Origin of the sequence: Sphingomonas oligophenolica, from assembly GCF_039522915.1 — a bacterium.
Classification (GTDB): domain Bacteria; phylum Pseudomonadota; class Alphaproteobacteria; order Sphingomonadales; family Sphingomonadaceae; genus Sphingomonas; species Sphingomonas oligophenolica.
Genome location: NZ_BAAAEH010000055.1, coordinates 11622 through 30380, shown reverse-complemented (window position 1 = coordinate 30380; position 18759 = coordinate 11622). Strand labels below are relative to the sequence as shown.

The window sequence follows — 18759 nt, the reverse complement described above, 5'->3', positions numbered from 1 at the left end:
AAACAGACTACAATTTCACGATTCGCGGAATCTTGTGCGGCGGCCCCAGCTTGAGAAGGTCGTCATTAGGCACCAGTTCCAGACGGGACTCGAGGCCGAGCTGTGTGCGAATCTCGTCTTTCAGCCGTTCTTCGAGAGACACAAGGTCGGGGTTCCCGGCATAGCCTACGCGCAAGCGAAGGAAATCCTCCGGCGCACCGGGGCGGACGATCTGGAACAGCCCCGCTTTGGACTCGGGTTGCGATTCGATCGTCGGCCAGATGCTGATCGGCAGCAAGGGCTTGCCTGCCACGACAATCTGGTCCCCGGCGCGCCCTTTTACCATAAAACGCGCGTGCGTTCGGCCAGACGGGCACTTCTCACGGGTAAGCCAGACCAGATCCTCGCTACGAAACCGAATTAAGGGATCGACCATGTTTTGCAGAGGCGTTGCCACCAGTTCACCCAGAGTGCCGTCTTCCACGGGCAGGCCGGTTTCGGGATCGATATGTTCGACGAAAACCTCATCTTCCCAGGCATAGGCGCCGGTATGATTCGCGGCTTGAAGCGTTATGGTGGCATCGCCAAGAGACAAAATCTCGATGATGTTCATCTTCCAGCGCTCTGTAATCGACCTGCCGCGCGGACCGAGCGGCTCGCCACCCCATACGACCGCCTTGCAGCTCGAAAAAACCTCCGCAAGGTCAATGCCGGTATCGATCTCGAATTGTTCCAGCCCCATCAGCAGCGGTGTCGATAGCGCCGAGATCACCGTAGGCCTGAAGGTCCGACAGGTTTCTACGAGCCGGCCAATCTCGGTAGGCGTATGGTCAAAACAAAGCGGCGTTAAGCCGAAGTGCAACAATGGAGCCAGCGTCGAGCCGCGAATGGTTGGATTGATGGTAACTGCATATTCGCCTGGACGCAGGCCCAGATCCCAGAAGCAGCGATCGAACCGGGAATTGGCCTGGGGCCCGTGAAGATCACGCCGCGCCAGAAACGTCGGATCGCCGGTCGTGCCCGAGCTGCCGCTGATCGAGCGCAGTTCCGATACTGGTGCGCACAGGATCCCGCCAAAGGGATCGCCCGTTTCGGCACGGTAATCGCGAATGTCGTCTTTCGTGATAAACGGAACCAGGCGCGAAAAATCGCTCAAGGACTTGATATCCCAAGGCTTTACCCCCGCTTCGTCCCATTTCTTTCGCACGAGACCGGCCTTCTCGTACGCAAGTTCGATGACTTTCTTTAGAGCAGGAAATTGCAGCGCCTCGATCTGGTCGCGCGGCATGGTCTCGATTTCAGGGTCGAAATATGGACGTTCCGTTGCCATGTCTCTTGCGCTCTTCCTGTTGAACTCGATGCGTTCGTTCAATGATTACGAAGTTCGGGTTTCACCACCCGGATAATTGCCGCCGCCATAGATTTCGTCCAGCAACTTATAATTGACCCCACCGCTGGCCAGGCGCGGCATGTCCTCCCGGAATTCCACGCTCGAAGGCTTCTTGTAGGAGGCGATCTGCGCACGACAATGCTCGACGATGTCCTTCTCGGTCGCTTCACTTCCCGGCTTCAGGACGACGATCGCCTTGACAGTCTGTATCCATTGGGGATGGGGCACGCCGATGATGCCGCAATCGGCGACCGCCGGATGGCGGCGGATGCAGGCCTCCACTTCGGCCGGATAAATATTTTCGACGCCCGATTTGATCATCTGGACCTTGGGTCCAATAAAGGTCAGGCTGCCGTCAGCCTCGCGACGCCCCAGATCGTTGGTATGATGCCATCCATTCCGATGGCGCTGGGCGTTGAGCTCGGGGCGCCGCCAATAGCCGTTCATCACAATGGGTCCGCGAAACACGATTTCACCCACCTGACCCGGCTCGACGTCGCGGTCCTCGCTATCGACGATCCGCATGTGGCAAAGCGGTGACGGGCGACCGAAAATGCCGATGGCGTGGCGACCATATTGCGGTAGCACCGCCAGCCCCATAACCTCAGTCTGCCCGTACCCCGGAACATGGGTCTCGACGGGTTCGACCGTCACCATACGGTTCCACTCTTCGGTATAGGGAATAGAACGAAGGCTGCTGATATCGTAGCGGCGATCATGGTTTAGCTCGATGATTTCGTCCATCGTTTTACTTACGAGCCACGTGCGCGTGCATTTGTGATCATGGATCGATTGCGCGATCGATTGCGCGTCGCTCCGCCGAACGAAGACGTTGGTGCCGCCCAAATGGAACACCGTCAGGCACTGCATCAAGGTGCCAAGGTGGAAGAGCGGTCCTACCGCCAGAAATACCGTCTCGTTGGATATCCGCTGCGTGGGGGCGAGAACGAGATTTTCGAGCAATATGGTATTCTGGCTCAGTACGGCACCATTTGGCCGACCATCAAAAGCCGCGGTATAAATTATCAGAGCGCCGGCGCGGGTATCGACTTCTCGATGATCATTCCGGTCGGCACGACCTGACGCCAGAAAGCTCTCGTAAGAATCCTCGCCGTCGCCATCATGCTGCAGCCAGCGACCTCCCTTGAAGCTCGCGAGTTCGCGGCCAGCGCGAATTTCCGGGCCGACCTCCTCATTCTGCCAGAAAATCACTTTCGGCTCCAGATCGTCAATCTGTGCGGCAAGTTCGGTTTTGCTCTGCCGCCAGTTTGAGGGGCACAGCATCGCATCAAGCTGAGAAGCGGCGATCAACAACTCCATGATCCGGTCCGAATTCTGACCGAGCCACAGGATACGGTCACCGGCCACCACGCCACTGGTTTCCAGGGCATCGATCAGTCGATCCACACGTTCGAGTAGTTGCGCGAAAGTCGTGCTCTGCCCGCCGAACGCATGCGCAATCTTCCCCGGATAGGATCGGACATGCTCTTCTAAAATGGTGTAGAATGACAGATGGCGGATGGTATCGAACATCAGATACTCCAAAGAATAGCGCGCTTACCGCCGGTTGCCCATGCCTCAGGACCAATCCGCTGGCTGCACCGGGACTGGGAGCGGCGTGAGACAGCCCCTATGATATCATGGAACCTCGCGCATAACACTGCGTCAGGCCAGCGTGAATTGACCGTTGCTGTTGACCGACCCTTTCACCCCCGTCGGAAGGCGAACCAGCGGCAATGCCCGTGTCGCACGGGCGGTGATCAGGAACTCGCCGCCCACTTCCTCGATCAACCACTCATCGGCGTCATAGAACGTCTCGCCCTGCGGGGACACGAACCCAAAAGCCGGGCCGAAGCTGACCATACGCCAAGGCGAAAAACCGAGCTCCTTCAGCCGATCCGCAGCCCCGTCGCGCGCGCAAATCACCTCCGCCGGCTCAAAAGCCTTGACGACATCGAGCTTCAAGGCCCCCATTCCGTCGAGGATGGCGTTAGTGATGCCGAACGCCACCTTGATCGACAAGCGGCGCATGAACATTTCCGAGCGCCCCGCATCGAAAATGAAATTTTCGGCGATCGCGACGCACGCTTCCAGATTGGATACGGCAACCTCATAGGGCCAGAAGTTGGCGTATTCGGAAGAGCCGGAGGTGAACATCACCATCGATCCCGCCTGCACGCCCATTTCCCGAAACATACGCATTCCGAAAAGAGAATCCGCATGCACGTCGCGAAAGCTCATCGGATAGCTCATCACCGCATGCGAAGTACGAATGCAGCCGTGCATCATTACGCGTTCGTCGGTGGCCGATCCCATGATCGGCTTAACAGCTACGTTCACTTATCGCTCTCCCAATCCTCCGAACGTGTCATTGCGATCGGCGCCAAGCAGGCCCGATCGCCATGCAACGGCATTCAGGCGTCCGTGAGCACCTGCGGATTTTCGATCTTGAAAAGCTTCGCCGCCGTCAAGCCTAGAATGTCCGCTTTCTCCGTCTCAGTGATGTCGATGTCCCGGAAATTTTCAGCGATCGCCTCGCGCGAGAAGGGGAAAGAACCCTCGAGATGCGGATAGTCGGTCGCGAACATAAGAGTCTGATGCCCCAGCACCTTGCGATTTTCAACGGCCGACCGGTCGTGAGAAAATGCAGCCTTGACCTGCTGGGCGATGATCTCACTGGGCTTGCGGCTCAGCTTCGGACGCACATAATGAATGTGCGCAGGATAAATCTCGTCAAGGATCTCGGCCAGATAATTCAGGTAGGACGACCCGCATTCCATGGTCGCGACCGTGAGCTTCGGGAACCGGTCGAGTGCGCCGCTCGCTACCAGATAGGTAACTGCATCGATCGGACCGCGGCCCGATAGCATGTAATTGATCAACGCCGCGCCGTAACCGCGCTCCATCGTCGTTGCGCCACCGGTCCCGGAATGAAGGATGAGAGGCATGTCGGCGCTGGCGGCAACATCCCAGAAAACGTCCCACTGATCGGAATTGTAGGCCGGCACCTCAGCCGGAAGACGCCCCGGAATCATCGCGGTCGTAAAGCCCATGCTCACGCAGCGCTTCAATTCAGCCGCCGCGTCCTCGATCGAGCACATCGGCAGGACGGCCGCCGGAATGAATATGTTGCGGTGACTGCTGAAGTGGCTCAGCACCCAGTCGTTGTATACGTTGCAGGACGCGATCTCCAGATCACGGTCGGCCAGACGCGATGTCACCAGCCCCACCGTTGGATACACGACTTCGGCATCGACGCCGTCACGAATCATGTCCTTGATGCGCAGATCAATCTCGAAACGGCCAATTTTCTCGTTTCCCGAAACACCGTCGGCGACCTGCATCTTGAGCAGGGTCATACCATTGCCGTCGACGAAAAAGTTCTTCTCGTCCTTGCGAGTCATCAGCGCCTTGTCGCGCATGCTCGCGGGCAGATTGTCCGCCCATAGCATACGGGGCTCGACAACGTGGGAGTCGCAGCTGAGGACATAGGGTTTCATGGGGAAGCTTCTCCAACCGCAGTTCATTTCTATCAAGCGTCCGATATGACTATGCGCCGATCGAGTCAAGCTGACAGGGCTCGGCGTCACTTTTCTAATTGACGACAGGTAGATAAAATGACAGCCTAATCGCCAAGATCAGACGGCGACAGGTTTCTCAACGGAAACAGCGGGTTAGGCATTCGCCAGCCCTCGATATCCGCCTCGATCGGGCATGGTGTCAACAAGCGGCTTCCAAGCCCGCAATAATCTGTTCTGAGAGGATGTCGGGTAATGACAGCACGTGCGACTTTGCTTGGAATGGTTCACCGGGACGGGTGCTACACCGCGCCGCAATCCGAGCTTGTGCCGTTGCAACTGGAAGCCGCCAGGGAATTGTTCGCGGAACGTCGGGAGCAGTTGCCGATCCTGGACAGGCGCGCGCGCGAAAGCGGTGTAGACCAGATAAAAACTCTCGACGACCTCATTCCCCTCCTATTTTCTCACACGTCCTTCAAGTCATACCCCAATTCCTTCGTGCAGAACGGCCAGTGGGACCGAATGACGAAATGGCTGGGCACATTGACGACGCGACCAATGGACGGCGTGGACCTGAACGACGTCAAGGATATTGACGACTGGGTCAGCCGACTTTGGGCGGCGGGACATCTGGTCAATACAACTAGCGGCACGTCAGGCAAGGTTTCGTTCCTTAACCGAACGCAGGGTGATGACGATGTGTTACAGCGCTATCTGCAGCACCTATGCTGGCCGGAGCCAATTACACCGGAAGGCAAGCATCACATTTTCTTCATGGGGCCTCGCACCGGACCGTATCTTTTGCTGGTCGCCGCAAACCATGTCGCAAGTCTTTATGGCAGGCCCGACTCGCGCCATTATCTCTCGGACGAACCGCTGCGTCTCAGCGATATTACCCGAATGGCGGAAATGCGCCTGAAGATGGCGGAAGGCAGGGCAGCGCCCAGCGAGATTGCTGCGCTGGAAGATAGCGGTCGCTCGAAAGGCGCCGAGATGGCCGAGCGTTTCTCGAAAATGATCGCGAAGATCATCGATCTGAGACACGAGCCCATGATCATCACCGGGGGTTGGGCGCAAATGTGGCAGGTGATGGAAGGTGCGCGTGCCGCCGGCGTTCCGAACGGCGATTTCCATCCCGATACCGTTATCCAAAGCGGCGGCGGCCTCAAGGGTGCGAAACTGCCAGCGGACTATCGGGAACAGCTTTTCGAATTTTTCGGCAACGTCCGCACGCAGCAGGGCTATGGCATGTCCGAAATGTCGGCCGGGTTCCCGATGGACAAGGACGGATATTATCATCAGGTTCCCTGGATCATTCCGTTTGTGCTTGATCGCGACGGGGTCAGACCAGCCGGGCCGCGAGAAGGCGTTGTCGAAGGACGATACGCATATCTCGATCTGTCGAACGAGGCGCGCTGGAACGGCCTGATCACCGGGGACCGCGTCACCATGGACTTTCGGGAAACACGTCCCGAGACGCGCCTGCCGGGGTTGGTCGTGCATCCGAACATCTCACGTTACGCCGATATCGGCGAAGAGGACAAGATCGGCTGCGCCGGCACGATCGATGCCTATATCAGCGGGGAGATCGGAGCATGAACGATTTGGCCAGCGTGGTGGCGCCGAAAGTTTCCGTGCCTCATTTCGTCAAGGGTCGGCTCGTCGTCGGCGAAGACGCAAATTATGGCGCTTTTTTAACGCCCGCGCTCGATATCGATGCGCTGGTCTGGCCGCGCAGCGAAGCCGGGCCGGCTTTTTCCACGCCGCTCAAGGAGATCATGGACCTGCTGGTCGCCACAGGCGAACGGATGAAGGCCGATCCCTCGGGCGTGATGGCGGATGCCTTCGAGGCGATGGCGGACGTCGGCGATCTGGACCGGGGCGTGCTGAAACGCGCTTATGACAGTCTGCCGCATCTTTTTACGATGGACTGGCTCAAATTCCTTGTCGAGGGCGAGCTTGGCGCAGACGTTTTGGATGGCTGGCGGCGTGTGACCGATCCGTCAGGCCGCCCCGCGCAATATCGCGCCTTCCCGCCCCGTCTGGTCCATGTGCTGGCAGGCAACGCGCCGGGCGTGGCGGCGATTTCGATCATCCGGGGGGCCCTGACCAAAGGCATCAACCTGCTTAAGCTGCCGTCGAACGATCTCTTCACCGCGACCGCGATCCTGCGCACGATGGCTGAAGTGGACCCCGATCATCCCGTGGTGAAGAGTTTTTCCGCCGTGTACTGGAAAGGGGGCGACGAAGCGGTCGAGAAATATCTCCTGCGCCCCATCTATTTCGACAAGCTCGTCGCATGGGGTGGTGAGGGGTCGCTTCGCAGCGCCAAGAAATATGTCGGACCGGGGTTCGAACTGGTGGCGTTCGATCCGAAAACGTCCATTTCGATGATCGGTCGAGAAGCTTTCGAGTCACCGGAAACATTAGCGCAGGTCGCCGATCACGCCGCGACCGACAGTTGCCTCTACGATCAGTCGGCATGCACGTCGAGCCGGTTTCATTTCATCGAGGCGACGATGGAGGAGGCGGAGGCCTATTGCGAACTGCTTCAGGCCGCGATGGGCCAGGAGCGCCAGACGGCCTCGATCGCCGGGGCGCGGATGCCTCCTGCCCTGCGAGAGGATATCGATGCGCTGCGGTCGCTCGATCCTTTCTACAAGGTATGGGGAGATTCCGATGGCCGCGGTGTCGTCATTCTGTCGGAGGACCCGGTGGACTTCCACCCGGAAGCCAAGACGGTCAATGTGGTGCCAGTCGAAAGATTGGAAGACGCGCTCCGCTACGCCAGCGTCGCCACCCAAACGGTTGGCGTGTACCCTGCTGCGCGCAAGGTCGAAATCAGGGAAAAGCTCGCGGCCGCGGGTGCGCAGCGTATCGTGACGCTTGGTTGGGCACTGGGCGGCGGTGTCGGCATTCCCCATGACGGTTTTTTCCCGCTGCATCGTCTGGTCCGGTGGATCACGGACGAATGCTGACCGGCTTGCAAAGCGACTCATACAGTCTCGAACCAGCGAGATGTCTCGAATGACCCCGAATATCCTCGATAAAGTTCCGGCCCACGTCCCGCCTTCCCTTGTGGTGAAGGAGAACCCCTGGCACAGTGGGACAGCCCCGCCTCACGACTGGCTGCGGCAGGTAGCGGGCGATAGCGGTTTTCGATATTCGCCTTATAATCCCCTGCCCCAGGATCATGACGACGGTTGCTGGATCGCGGTCGGCGCGAAGGAAATGAGGGCCGTCCTCATCGACAACCGCAATTTCATCAGTAAAGGTTCAACCGGGGTAGGTAAGCTGATTGGCGAGGATCTCGTTCTCGCACCGCTCGAGTCCGATGCTCCCGATCACCAGCGGCTTCGCTCCGTCGTTCAGCCATTCTTTCAGCCCAAAGTCGTGAAGGCGCGCCAGGAGCGTATTCGCGCGCTTGCTATGGAATTGATCGGCGAGATATCGCGGCACGATCGGTGTGAATTCATCCGGGAATTCGCGATCAAGCTGCCGACCCAGATTTTCCTGGAGATAATGGGGCTGCCCGTTGCCGATCTTCCACAATTCCTGGAGTGGGAAGACACCGCGATGGGGCGAAACGGCCCCGACGACCTCGCAGAGACGTGGACCAAAATCCGCACCTATCTGGACGAGGCGATCGAGATGCGGCGCCAAACGCCCCGCGACGATTTATTGAGCGAGGTTGTTCGCGGCACGGAGGCTATGGGTCGGGCGCCCAAGGCGGAAGCGCTTGGAATGGCCATGATCCTTTTCGCGGCCGGTCTCGATACGGTCGTTACCGCGCTTGGTTGGCACTTCAAGCATTTGGCCGAGCATCCTGACGATCAGGAGCGGCTGCGTCGCGATCCCGCCCTGATCCCGGCAGCGGTTGACGAGATGCTCCGGGCCTTTTCCTTCACGACACTCACCCGGACCGCAGTCCGCGACATCGATGTCTGTGGCGTGTCCATAAAGGCGGGTGACAGGGTCGTGTGCCCGAGCACGCTCGGCTCGCGAGATTCGCACGACTATATCAATCCCGACCGTGTCGATTTCGATCGGGGCAGCCTGAGGCACCTCGCCTTCGGCTTCGGCCAGCATATCTGCATCGGCATGCACCTGGCGCGGCTGGAACTGGTTACGGCGATCGAATGCTGGTTGGCGACCATGCCGCAGTTCCGGATGCCGGACGGTTACCAGCCACCCTGGCACGGCGGCATCAGCTTCGGCTTGGATGCGCTTGAACTACAGTGGTAGAAATTTTCGGAAGACCCGACAATCGACCTGGAGAGAATGATGAACGAAAAAGACAGGACAATCGTGCCTGCCGGTACCTTGCAAGACAAGGTCATCATCATCACCGGTGCAAGCCAGGGCGTCGGACTTTCTGCGGGCTACGGTTTCGCCAAGGCGGGCGCGACGGTCGTCATCTGTGCACGTCGTGGTGCCATCGTGGAAGCGGTGGCGGCAGAAATCGAGGAAACGGGCGGTCGGGCTCTGGGGGTCGAATGTGACGTCACCAATGAAGAGTCGGTCAAGAAGCTGATCAGTATTACGGTTGAGAAGTTCGGCCGTATCGACGGCCTCTTCAACAATGCGGGCGTGGATACCGAGAAGGTCGCGCTTTGCGACGTGGCGTTCGAGGACTGGAAATATGTCCACGATGTCAAGATACACGGCAGCTTCCTGACGATCAAATATGCGATCCCGGTGATGATCGCCAATGGCGGCGGCGCCATCGTCAACAACGGATCAACGGTCGCCCATCGGGCCTTCACGCCGGCTCCCTATGCGTCGTCTTCCCAAGCCGCGATCATCGGATTGACCAAGGTCGCGGCGGCCACCTACGCAAAGGACAATATCCGCGTGAACATGCTCACAACCGGCGGCATCCTTGGTATCGAGCGGGAAGAAACCGCCTATGAAGGCATGCTCGAACCCATTCTCAAGACGATCCCCCAGGGGCGGATGGGCCGTCCGTGGGAGGATGCGCAAGTCGCCGCGTGGCTGCTATCGGATTATGCATCTTACGTAAACGGCGCCGAAGTCGCGGTTGATGGCGCGCATCTCGCGGGCGCTGGCAACGCGATGATCGGCCGCTGAGCGATCCCGAACGCGAAGGAAATCGACATGAGAATTGGCGACCTCGAAATCATCCAGATCCTGGACGGAGAATGGACGACACCTGCAGCGCCGGGTCTGCCGGATCTGGACCCGGAAGCTGCGGCGGTTCACAGCAACTACATCTTGCCCGATGGGAAGATGAGCGCACAACTGGGTGCGTTCTTGGTCCGTACCGGCAATCAAGTCGTCCTGCTGGACGCAGGCCTTGGTCCTTCGGCACAGGGCTGCGGCCACGGCGACTGTGGCCATCCGGAACATCAGATGAAACCCCAGATGGTCGAGGCGGAGGTGGAAGAGTTTTTCCGCTCTAAGGGAGCGCCCGAAGCGCAGGTTGAATGGTTCACCAACATGCTGCGCGTCCAGAAGCTCGAACATGGCTGGCTGGAAGACAGCCTGACGAAGGCAGGCGTTCGACCGGACGAGATTACCGACGTCGTCCTCTCGCACCTCCACCCGGATCACATGGGCTGGGTGTCGCGGGACGGCGCGTCCTTCTTCCCCAATGCCAAGCTTTGGGCGCACCAGGCCGACGCGGATTTCTTCCTGAGCGACACAGCGCCCGACGAGACGACCTTCAAGCTGATGCTGGGTGTCGATTCCACGAAGAGCCGGATGAAGCCGGTGCACAACCAGATCGAGCTTTGGGATCGCGATTGCACGGTAGCCCCCGGCATCGATCTGCGGCATATGCCCGGCCATACCCCTGGTAGCTCAATCGCGATCGTATCTTCGCGCGAGGAACGGGCCATGATGCTGGGCGACGTGATCCACTGTCCGCTCGAACTGGTAGACAGCGAGTTCGCTATCATGTCCGATATCGACCCGGCCATGGCGAAGCGCTCGAAGGACATCCTCCGCCAGGAAATCGAGGGGACCAACATTCATGTCTCTTCGTCGCACTTCCCAGGACTTGAGTTCGGTCGCTTGCTAAAGGGCGAGGGAAAGCGTTATTGGGCGTGGTCCTGATCGATAATCCTGAAAGGTTCGCAACTGTATCGATGCGGACCTATTTTCTTGGCTATCGCCACCGCATAAATGGAGAATATCCTTGAGCAATGGCCCTTCTTTCACGCTCGCCAGTCTCCTCGAATCGAACGCTCGCAACTATTCAGATGCGCCTGCGCTTGTCTTCGAGGGGAAAACGCTATCACATACGGAATATCTTGCGCAGGGTAAGCGACTGGCCTCGGCATGGACGAAACTCGGCCTCATCAGGCAGGAGCGCGTTGCAGTCATGAGCCGGAACAGGCTCGAAATCTGTGAAGTCTATGCCGCAAGTGAAATCGGCGGTTTCGTCACCGCGACGATCAGCTTCCGCTTCGCTCCGCCTGAAGTTACGTATATCGTCAATGACAGCCTGCCTCGCATCCTCGTCTTCGAGGAAGAGTTTACAGGTCTGATCGATGGTATTCGCGCGTCGCTGACATCCGTAGAGCATTTCGTCTGTATCGGAAATGCGCCGGATTGGGCCGTAAGTTATGACGACGTCATCAAAACCGGTGACGAGTCCTTCTCGGCCATCGTCGAAGATACGGATATCTGTTCCATTATCTACACCAGCGGCACGACCGGACGCCCGAAGGGCGTCATGCTCACGCATCGCGGCAAGGTGGCATGCGCACAATCGATTAGTTCGCTCATGGCTGCCGGACCCATGGATCGCATACTCCTGATGATGCCGATGTTCCATGTCGGGGCAAAGGACATGTCGCTCGGCCAGAGCTGGCGCGCAGGGGCGATCCATCTGCACCGGGACTTCGATCCCGAACTGATTCTGCGTACGATTCAGGATGAGCGGATTACAATCACCCACATGGCGCCGACCATGATCCAGATGCTGCTCGATCATCCGCGGGTTGATGATTACGACCTGAGCAGCCTGCGCATGATCGTCTATTCTGCGGCAGCCATGCCGACTGCTCTCCTGCGGCGTGGCCTTGCCAAACTGGGGCCGGTTTTCCTGCAAATGTATGGGCAAACCGAGGGGTCGGGAATCGTATTGCCGATCGAAGCCCACCTACCCGACGGTGATGATCGCGACCGCCGGAGGCTCCAGTCCATCGGCATCCCCTTCCCCGGCATCCTTGTCCGCATCGTTAATGAAGAGGGCAAGGACTGCGCCGTGGACGAGCCGGGCGAGATTCTGATGCGCGGTCCCATCATGATGAAGGGGTATTGGAACAATTCCAACGCCACGCTTGAAACACTGCGGGACGGCTGGCTTCACAGCGGCGATATGGGCAAATTCGACAGCGACGGATATATTTATCTTGTCGATCGAAAAAAGGACATGATCGTCTCGGGCGGAGAGAATATTTACTCGCGCGAAGTTGAAGAAGCGATTTACCAGCATGACGCGGTAGCCAATGCGGCCGTCATCGGCGTTGCGGATGAGAAGTGGGGTGAAGCCGTGCGTGCGGTCGTGCAATTACGGGAAGGTGCGAGCGCGAGTGCGGCGGACATCATCACCCATTGCCGGACACTGATCGCCGGCTATAAATGCCCCAAGAGTGTTATCTTCGTCGATGATCTGCCCAAACTGCCCAGTGGCAAGATCAATAAAATCGTGATCCGCAAGGAGCACGGCACGGCATAATTAACGAGCCGCTCCATAAGCTATCCGACCGCATGATGGCCCGCTTGCGAATTTGGTCGCAGGCGGGCCTTTCGGTATCAGATCCGCCGACCGAGGCTACCTTCCACCCCAATCAGAAGGTTCACATTTTCGCGCATCTCGTCGAAAATTCTCAGGCGCGGCTTTCTATCAAACCTACAGCCGTCGCGAGCAGCCCGGCCGTCGGGTGCTCGCGATCCCGTTTCCAGGCAACTGTCCCTTACCGGCGAACGTTCCGGGTCCAGAAATGCGGCATATCAAGCTGGCCGAGAATACCAGGCTTGGCGGCGCACACCTCGTTAATAGCGTTGATCGGATGCAGTGCGGTGATCGAGCATCCGTCGTACAGGCTGAGCGCCATCTCGGTATGGATATTAGGGTCTCCCTTGATGATCACCTGATAGCCGCACTCCGCGCCGTTGAGCGGCTGTTCGAATTCGGGGCCGGCGTCGGTATGACAACGCTCGACCTTGCGATAAATGATCAGCGGCTGACCCTTATACATGCCCTTCATCGTCCACCGGGTAGCAGCGATCGTGTTGGCGAGGCCTTTGCCCCACGCCGCGTCATAGTCATGGTCCAGCGCCGCGGTCTCATAGGTCTGGACGATCTCGTCGAGTTCGACACCAAGATACTGCGCGATGCCCCATATGGTGCTTTCGTGCCACCCCTTGCCGATATCGTCATAAAACATCGGCGCGCGGTAATCGAGGGGCTGATTGAACCCCCAGTTCATGATCGAGAGGAAGCTGCTGTACCCGTTGAGATTGGAAATCTCGCAAACATCCACGCTGTCGACGGCGCCAGCGCCCGAGAGCAAGCTAAAAAGGTGCCCGATGGTCATATAGCCCGGGTCTGTACCGCCGCAAAAGATCGACGAATTGCCCTTCTCGCAAGCCTTAGCAATCGGATCGACGAACTCTGGTCGGCCGAAGTCCGGCGCGATAAGGTCCATCAGTGCCGGCCCGACCACATTGATACCCGCTTCGAGAAACGGAATTACGTCTGCCACGCATTCGGCCTCGCGATGGGAATAGTTGCCCTGATAGACTAGGCAATCCGGCTTGAGCGCAAGCAGATCAGCGGGATTGTTGGTTGCAATGACGCCGGTTTTTTGACGCCCGGCGATATCGCCTGCATCGCGACCCACCTTTTCCGGAGCCCAGGCCAGCAGGCCAACCAACTCATATTCGGGATGGTCAATCAGCCCGCGCAAGCCGGGCATTCCAATTGGGCCTGTGCCCCATACAACAACGCGCTTCTTCATCCTGCTCTCCATCTCATTGAGTCTAAACGTATCTCGTCGATGGTACTCTCTTCCGCCAGCCAATCCAGGTTCGTTCAATCGACAAGGGAGCTCAGCAAAAACTTTTCATGCTAATGATTTAGCGAAGCACTTGGCGCGCGTGCCCAAAGAGCCAATGGCGACGTTATATTCCTCTTCAAGGCGATCCACTAACTGAGCGACCGTTGGAACATCCTGGATTAGCCCGACGCCGTGCCCCGCCGCCCAGATATCCCGCCAAGGTTTCCGCTCGGCAAACCGGGGATTGTCTGGCGTTGCTTCAGCGGAAAGCCTGTCGGGGTCGAATCCGTTAGCCCGGATCGACGACTTCATGAAGTTGCACGGCACCCCTTGGGTAAAAGCGGGCGTGTAGAGGATATCGCTCGTTTCGGCGCTGACCAGCATGTCTTTGTAGGCCTGCGGCGCCATCGACTCCTGCGTGGCGATGAAACGGGTGCCCATGTAACAGAGGTCTGCTCCGAGCGCTTGCGAGGCCAGAATGCCGCTGCCCGTGCTGATAGCGCCTCCCAGCACGATGACGCCGCCGAAAAACCGTCTGACCTGCGGTACGAGCGCAAACGGATTGATCGTACCGGCGTGCCCCCCCCCTCCTCCGGCGATCAGATTGATACCATCGACACCGGCCTCTGCGGCTTTCTCCGCGTGCCGAACGCTTGTCGCATCGTGAAAAACGACGCCGCCCCAACCATGCACCTCTTTCACCAAATCTGCCGGCGCGCCGCCCACGCTGATGACGATCGGCACACGGCGGCGCTTGCAAATCTCAAGTTGCCGTTCGAACAGCGCAGCGCGCTGACCGTCCTTGCCCGCGCCCGCGCTGAGATTGGCGGCATACGGCCCGGGCTTCCGCCCAGTCTGCGTTTCAAAATGGGCGAGTTCCTCCGTGATACGCGCCAGCCACTCGTCATACTCTTCGGCCGTACGGGCCGAGGCCGAAGCCGCGCCCGCCATGATCCCCGCCTTGCATGCGGCAATGACAATGTCCGGGCCCGTAACCAGAAACATCGGAGCCGCGACGAGCGGAAGTCGCATTCCGGAGAACGGTTCTGTGTCGAGCAATCGCATTCCTAATATCCGTCCATCGTGACCGGGTGGCTGGCGGGTGAGCACTCCACCGGGAACGATCCACCCGATCGCCTCCGTGTTACTCGTGCCCTTTTCCCATATTGAGACGCCTCAAAAACCACCACTTGACAGGCGCGCCTCCAGGTCAGGGTTGCGGCCGGGGTTGGTCCGGACTTCCAGATCCAGACCCTCGGCGAGTGGCAGCTCCCCGCCGACGTCAATCGTCGTCTTGAGCCAGCGAGCCACCTGTCGCGGGTGTCCGGCAATCTGCGCCGCATAGGCCTGTGCCTCGGCGGGCAGGTCGTCCAGCGGGACAACCCGATTGACCAGCCCGATGCGCAATGCTTCGTCGGCCAAAACCTCGCGGCCTGAGAACATCATGTCCTTCGCCATCGCGCTTCCTATCCGGCGCGGCAGCCGCTGCGTCAGGCCCCAGCCCGCATGCAGCCCCCATTTCTGGTGCGTGTCGGCAAAACGGGTGTTGTCAGCGGCGATAATGATGTCGGCTGTCAGCGCTAGTTCAAGGCCCCCAGTCATGCAATGGCCGTGGACCGCCGCGATAACCGGCTGGGGCAGGCTCGCCAAAACCGACATGGTCTCACGATTGAACGGCGTGGGGTCCGGATCAGTGGGCTTCCGGTCCTTGAAAGCCTTGAGGTCTGCGCCAGCGCAAAACGAACGACCGGCTCCGCGCAGCACAACACAACCGACCCCCTCCGGGTCGGCCGATATGGCATCTATATGCGCACGAAGTTCGCGAAAGGTGGCGACCGAAATCGCATTCAGAACCTCGGGCCGATTGAGCGTGATCGTCGCGACCCCATCAGCATCGTGCCGCTCTACCAGCGTACTGCTCAAGATGACTTAACTCCTCGCTTGGCGAACACAGAAACGCGCGTACTCACCAACCGGCGGCACGCGTCCAACAGGCGTTCTATCAAACAACCGATCGGCAATCTGCGTATATCCGACCAGCGGGATGTCAATAGGCCTTCTTGAACCTCTCCGCTTTTGAGCCACCGATTGTTCGGCATGAAGGTCATTCCGAGGTGCTACCCTCCCAAGACTACCCGACTGGGTGACTTCCAGTCGTCGCCATCAGGACGGACCGCGCGCCTTTGATTCCGATTCTAGGCGGGGTATCGCTCCTTCGGAGCTGCCTGATCCGACGGCAATCACGATAAGGGGTGGCTCGATCGTTCCACCCGAAGCGCACCGGATGCCCCGTGAAACTGACGAGTCGGACACTCCGGATATCCTCGACGACCCGGCCGACCTCGATTAACTCGGGCCTCTCGCAAAATGAGGTAACGCAACGTATCGCGTCAAGCCTCAAAGCGGCTACACGTCGCGTGAGAATACTCCTCCATTTTCGACCTGTCGGAGCGGACAGAGCTCCGACAGCAACCGCAACGCGTACATCGTGCACCATGCAGAGCTGGTCAAAACACCAGAAATTGTAGGTGGAAGGCCAGGGCTTGCTTACCAGCCGCCGGGCAATTCTCCTCATTCAACCATGATAAGAGCCAGGTCCTGAGACCTGGCCCCTGAAACCACTTAAAATTCAACCTTGCCGACTATGCCAAAGCTTCGAGGGTCACCAAACTGCACCACGTCATAACCAGCGTTAGGAGATATGTTGCGTGACACAAGATATAGCTTGTCACCGATATTGTGGACATAAACACCCACGCCAAAACGGCTCCCCGCAATATTGTTGTAGTCTAGGCGCGCATTGAAGATGGTATAGCCCGCAATCGGGGAGTTAAAGCCCAGCAGCGCATTACCCACTCGTGAACTTCGATAATACATATTGCCGTTAAGTTGAAGTTCACCAGCATCCCCGGGAAGCGGCAATGTATAAGTGCCGTTGAGCCCAGCCGTGTTTTTGGAGATATTACCAAAGCTTTGCCCGGTTATATTTGGAACCGAGGAGATCGTGCAACCGGCGATGTCCGGAACAACAAAGTCGTCATATTTGCCCAATGTTCGGTTGTAAAACGCGGATACTCGAAACTTCGGAGTCAGGAGCGCCTCGACTTCGAATTCCGCCCCTTTGGGCGAGCCTTTACCGGCATTGATAATCAGCGACGTCTGTCCGGAAAGGCCGCCGCAAGTGCCGGTGACCTGCGTGTGGATATCTTTATACCAGCCGCGATACAGTGCCAGGTTCGTACGAACCGGAACCGATCCAACATTGAATTTGGCCTTCGCGCCCAGTTCGATGTCGGTAAGCGTTTCAGGGGTGTAAATAAGGCTCGACTTCGGGATAAGCGGAGAGACCAGGTTGAAACCGCCCGCCTTGTAACTGTGTCGGCTGGCGACGTAAAAGAGGATATCATGCGTCACCTGATAATCGAGTCCGACGGTCCAGCTGATATGATCGCCCTTTGTCTGAATAGGCGTTGGAACACTCTGCACGTTCGATCCAGTCCGCGTATCCCATGTACTGCGGATACCACCGGTGAGCTTCAGACCGTTGAGACCCATATTGGTGAAGTCATAAGTCGCCTGTGCGAATACAGCCTTTGATGTATATTTTTCCGTGGACTGGGAAACGGAATTAACGGTGGGAGAGAACAGGCGCGATTGCTGATCCACCGTATTTTTGGCCTGCGACCAGAAACCGCCGACAATCCACTTCAGACCTCCGTTCAGCGAATTTCCTGACAGCTGAAGTTCATCGCTGTACTGATCCAGATGCCTATCCTGAAGAACGTCGATGTCATGAAATTCAATGGCGGGCTGGTTTTGGCGGAGGTTGATGTGAGTATTGCTGTACCCAAAAATGTTTTTCAGCGTAATGTCACCGAAGTCGTACGTGGTTACATTGGCGATGAGATAACTTTTATTGGTGTCGTTGTTAGGTGCGATCGATTCTGACATCGAAAACGTGCGGGGGCCAAGCTTCTGCTGGAGATTGAAGCCATCGACTACCGGAGGAATGAAGAACGATATCCCGCTGATCTGACTCAAAATGCTGGGATTGATATGCTGCCGCCCATTGAAATACGTAAACATGGTCTGGTTCGACAGCCGGTCACCAGGGGTGAAGTTTATTACCACACGCCCAGCTTGCCAGTGCTTATCGTTTCCGTCCGGCCCGGCAAGGTTTTTTGCGAACCCGTCCTGATCGGTAGTTTGTCCGGAAAAGCGTATCGCCAGAACATCTTTGATGATTGGCAGGTTCACCGCTCCGGTGAATTGATGAAGGTTGTAATTACCAACGGTGACTTCCGCGAAACCCTTGACCTCGTCGGCCGTGGCCCTCTGCGGCGTGAAAACCACGGCGCCGCCCGTGCTGTTCTTGCCGAACAGAGTGCCTTGCGGACCGCGGATCACCTGAACCGAGGCCAGATCATAAACACCAGCAGCAAGTACGCGAGCATCGACGGGCACGTCACCAAAATAGGTGACAACGGTGTTATCCGTGCCGAGCGGGGAGGTCTGACCACGCAACTGGATGATCGGCGTGCTCGAACCGCCCAGCGGGTCCGCATTAACGACGAGGCTCGGAGCGCTGAATTGCAGGTCGCGGGTCGTCGCAATGCCCTGACGCGAGAGCGCTTCGCCCGACAGGACCGAGGCGGCAACCGGGACGTTCTGCAGATTTTCGTCCGTGCGCCGCGCGGTGACGATGATGTCCTCAAGTCCGCCACCCGGCTGCGCGGCCTCAGGCGCAGACTGCGCAAGTGCGGACGGCGCGGTCGTCAGAGTGACCAAAGCGGCAGATGCACAAAGAATCAGTTTTCTATTTTTCATGTCTAGTTCCCCT

At 58.3% G+C, this 18759-nt stretch carries 14 protein-coding genes; 6 read left to right on the top strand and 8 right to left on the bottom strand.

Features of this window, described 5'->3' with window-relative positions; all coding sequences use genetic code 11:
- Positions 1-7 precede the first annotated feature (7 nt).
- From ABD050_RS24885 to ABD050_RS24870, 4 genes are all read right to left on the bottom strand, one after another.
- Positions 8-1351, bottom strand: a complete 1344-nt coding sequence (locus ABD050_RS24885) for a phenylacetate--CoA ligase family protein (RefSeq protein ID WP_343892241.1) — start codon at positions 1349-1351, stop codon at positions 8-10.
- A gap of 3 nt (positions 1352-1354) precedes the next feature.
- Positions 1355-2902: an AMP-binding protein gene (locus ABD050_RS24880; protein ID WP_343892240.1), complete on the bottom strand. Its 1548-nt coding sequence runs from the start codon at positions 2900-2902 to the stop codon at positions 1355-1357.
- A gap of 132 nt (positions 2903-3034) precedes the next feature.
- Entirely contained in the window at positions 3035-3709 is a 675-nt protein-coding gene (locus ABD050_RS24875) for a hypothetical protein (RefSeq protein WP_343892238.1), read from the bottom strand.
- A gap of 74 nt (positions 3710-3783) precedes the next feature.
- Positions 3784-4869, bottom strand: coding sequence for an amidohydrolase family protein (locus ABD050_RS24870; RefSeq protein WP_343892237.1), 1086 nt, complete (start codon positions 4867-4869; stop codon positions 3784-3786).
- Between the two features lie 273 nt (positions 4870-5142).
- On the opposite strand from ABD050_RS24870, the gene ABD050_RS24865 reads away from it, so the two are divergent.
- The 6 genes from ABD050_RS24865 (at position 5143) to ABD050_RS24840 (ending at position 12595) form a co-directional block, all read left to right on the top strand.
- Positions 5143-6486: an acyl-CoA synthetase family protein gene (locus ABD050_RS24865; RefSeq protein ID WP_343892236.1), complete on the top strand. Its 1344-nt coding sequence runs from the start codon at positions 5143-5145 to the stop codon at positions 6484-6486.
- A complete protein-coding gene (locus tag ABD050_RS24860) occupies positions 6483-7865 on the top strand; it encodes an acyl-CoA reductase (RefSeq protein ID WP_343892235.1) in 1383 nt (460 codons plus the stop codon). Before ABD050_RS24865 ends, ABD050_RS24860 begins: the two co-directional genes overlap by 4 nt.
- A gap of 40 nt (positions 7866-7905) precedes the next feature.
- Positions 7906-9132 carry a cytochrome P450 gene (locus tag ABD050_RS24855; protein ID WP_343892234.1) on the top strand — a complete coding sequence of 409 codons (1227 nt, stop codon included), beginning with the start codon at positions 7906-7908 and terminating at the stop codon, positions 9130-9132.
- A 39-nt stretch (positions 9133-9171) separates the two neighbouring features.
- Entirely contained in the window at positions 9172-9978 is an 807-nt protein-coding gene (locus ABD050_RS24850) for an SDR family NAD(P)-dependent oxidoreductase (RefSeq protein ID WP_343892233.1), read from the top strand.
- Between the two features lie 27 nt (positions 9979-10005).
- Positions 10006-10965 carry an MBL fold metallo-hydrolase gene (locus tag ABD050_RS24845; RefSeq protein ID WP_343892232.1) on the top strand — a complete coding sequence of 320 codons (960 nt, stop codon included), beginning with the start codon at positions 10006-10008 and terminating at the stop codon, positions 10963-10965.
- Positions 10966-11047: 82 nt separating this feature from the next.
- Positions 11048-12595 carry a long-chain-fatty-acid--CoA ligase gene (locus ABD050_RS24840; RefSeq protein ID WP_343892231.1) on the top strand — a complete coding sequence of 516 codons (1548 nt, stop codon included), beginning with the start codon at positions 11048-11050 and terminating at the stop codon, positions 12593-12595.
- 238 nt (positions 12596-12833) lie between these two features.
- Here the strand turns inward: ABD050_RS24840 and ABD050_RS24835 are convergent, their stop codons facing one another.
- The 4 genes from ABD050_RS24835 to ABD050_RS24820 all read right to left on the bottom strand — a co-directional run bounded on the left by ABD050_RS24835 (position 12834) and on the right by ABD050_RS24820 (position 18746).
- Positions 12834-13880 (bottom strand): NAD(P)H-dependent amine dehydrogenase family protein, encoded by a 1047-nt coding sequence (locus ABD050_RS24835; protein WP_343892230.1) that lies wholly within the window; start codon positions 13878-13880, stop codon positions 12834-12836.
- Between the two features lie 105 nt (positions 13881-13985).
- Complete coding sequence (locus ABD050_RS24830) at positions 13986-14984, bottom strand: NAD(P)H-dependent flavin oxidoreductase (RefSeq protein ID WP_343892229.1); 999 nt, start codon at positions 14982-14984, stop codon at positions 13986-13988.
- A 111-nt stretch (positions 14985-15095) separates the two neighbouring features.
- Positions 15096-15842 (bottom strand): enoyl-CoA hydratase/isomerase family protein, encoded by a 747-nt coding sequence (locus ABD050_RS24825; RefSeq protein WP_343892228.1) that lies wholly within the window; start codon positions 15840-15842, stop codon positions 15096-15098.
- A gap of 699 nt (positions 15843-16541) precedes the next feature.
- On the bottom strand, positions 16542-18746 hold the full coding sequence (locus ABD050_RS24820; RefSeq protein ID WP_343892227.1) for a TonB-dependent receptor: 2205 nt from the start codon (positions 18744-18746) through the stop codon (positions 16542-16544).
- Between the last annotated feature and the right edge of the window lie 13 nt (positions 18747-18759).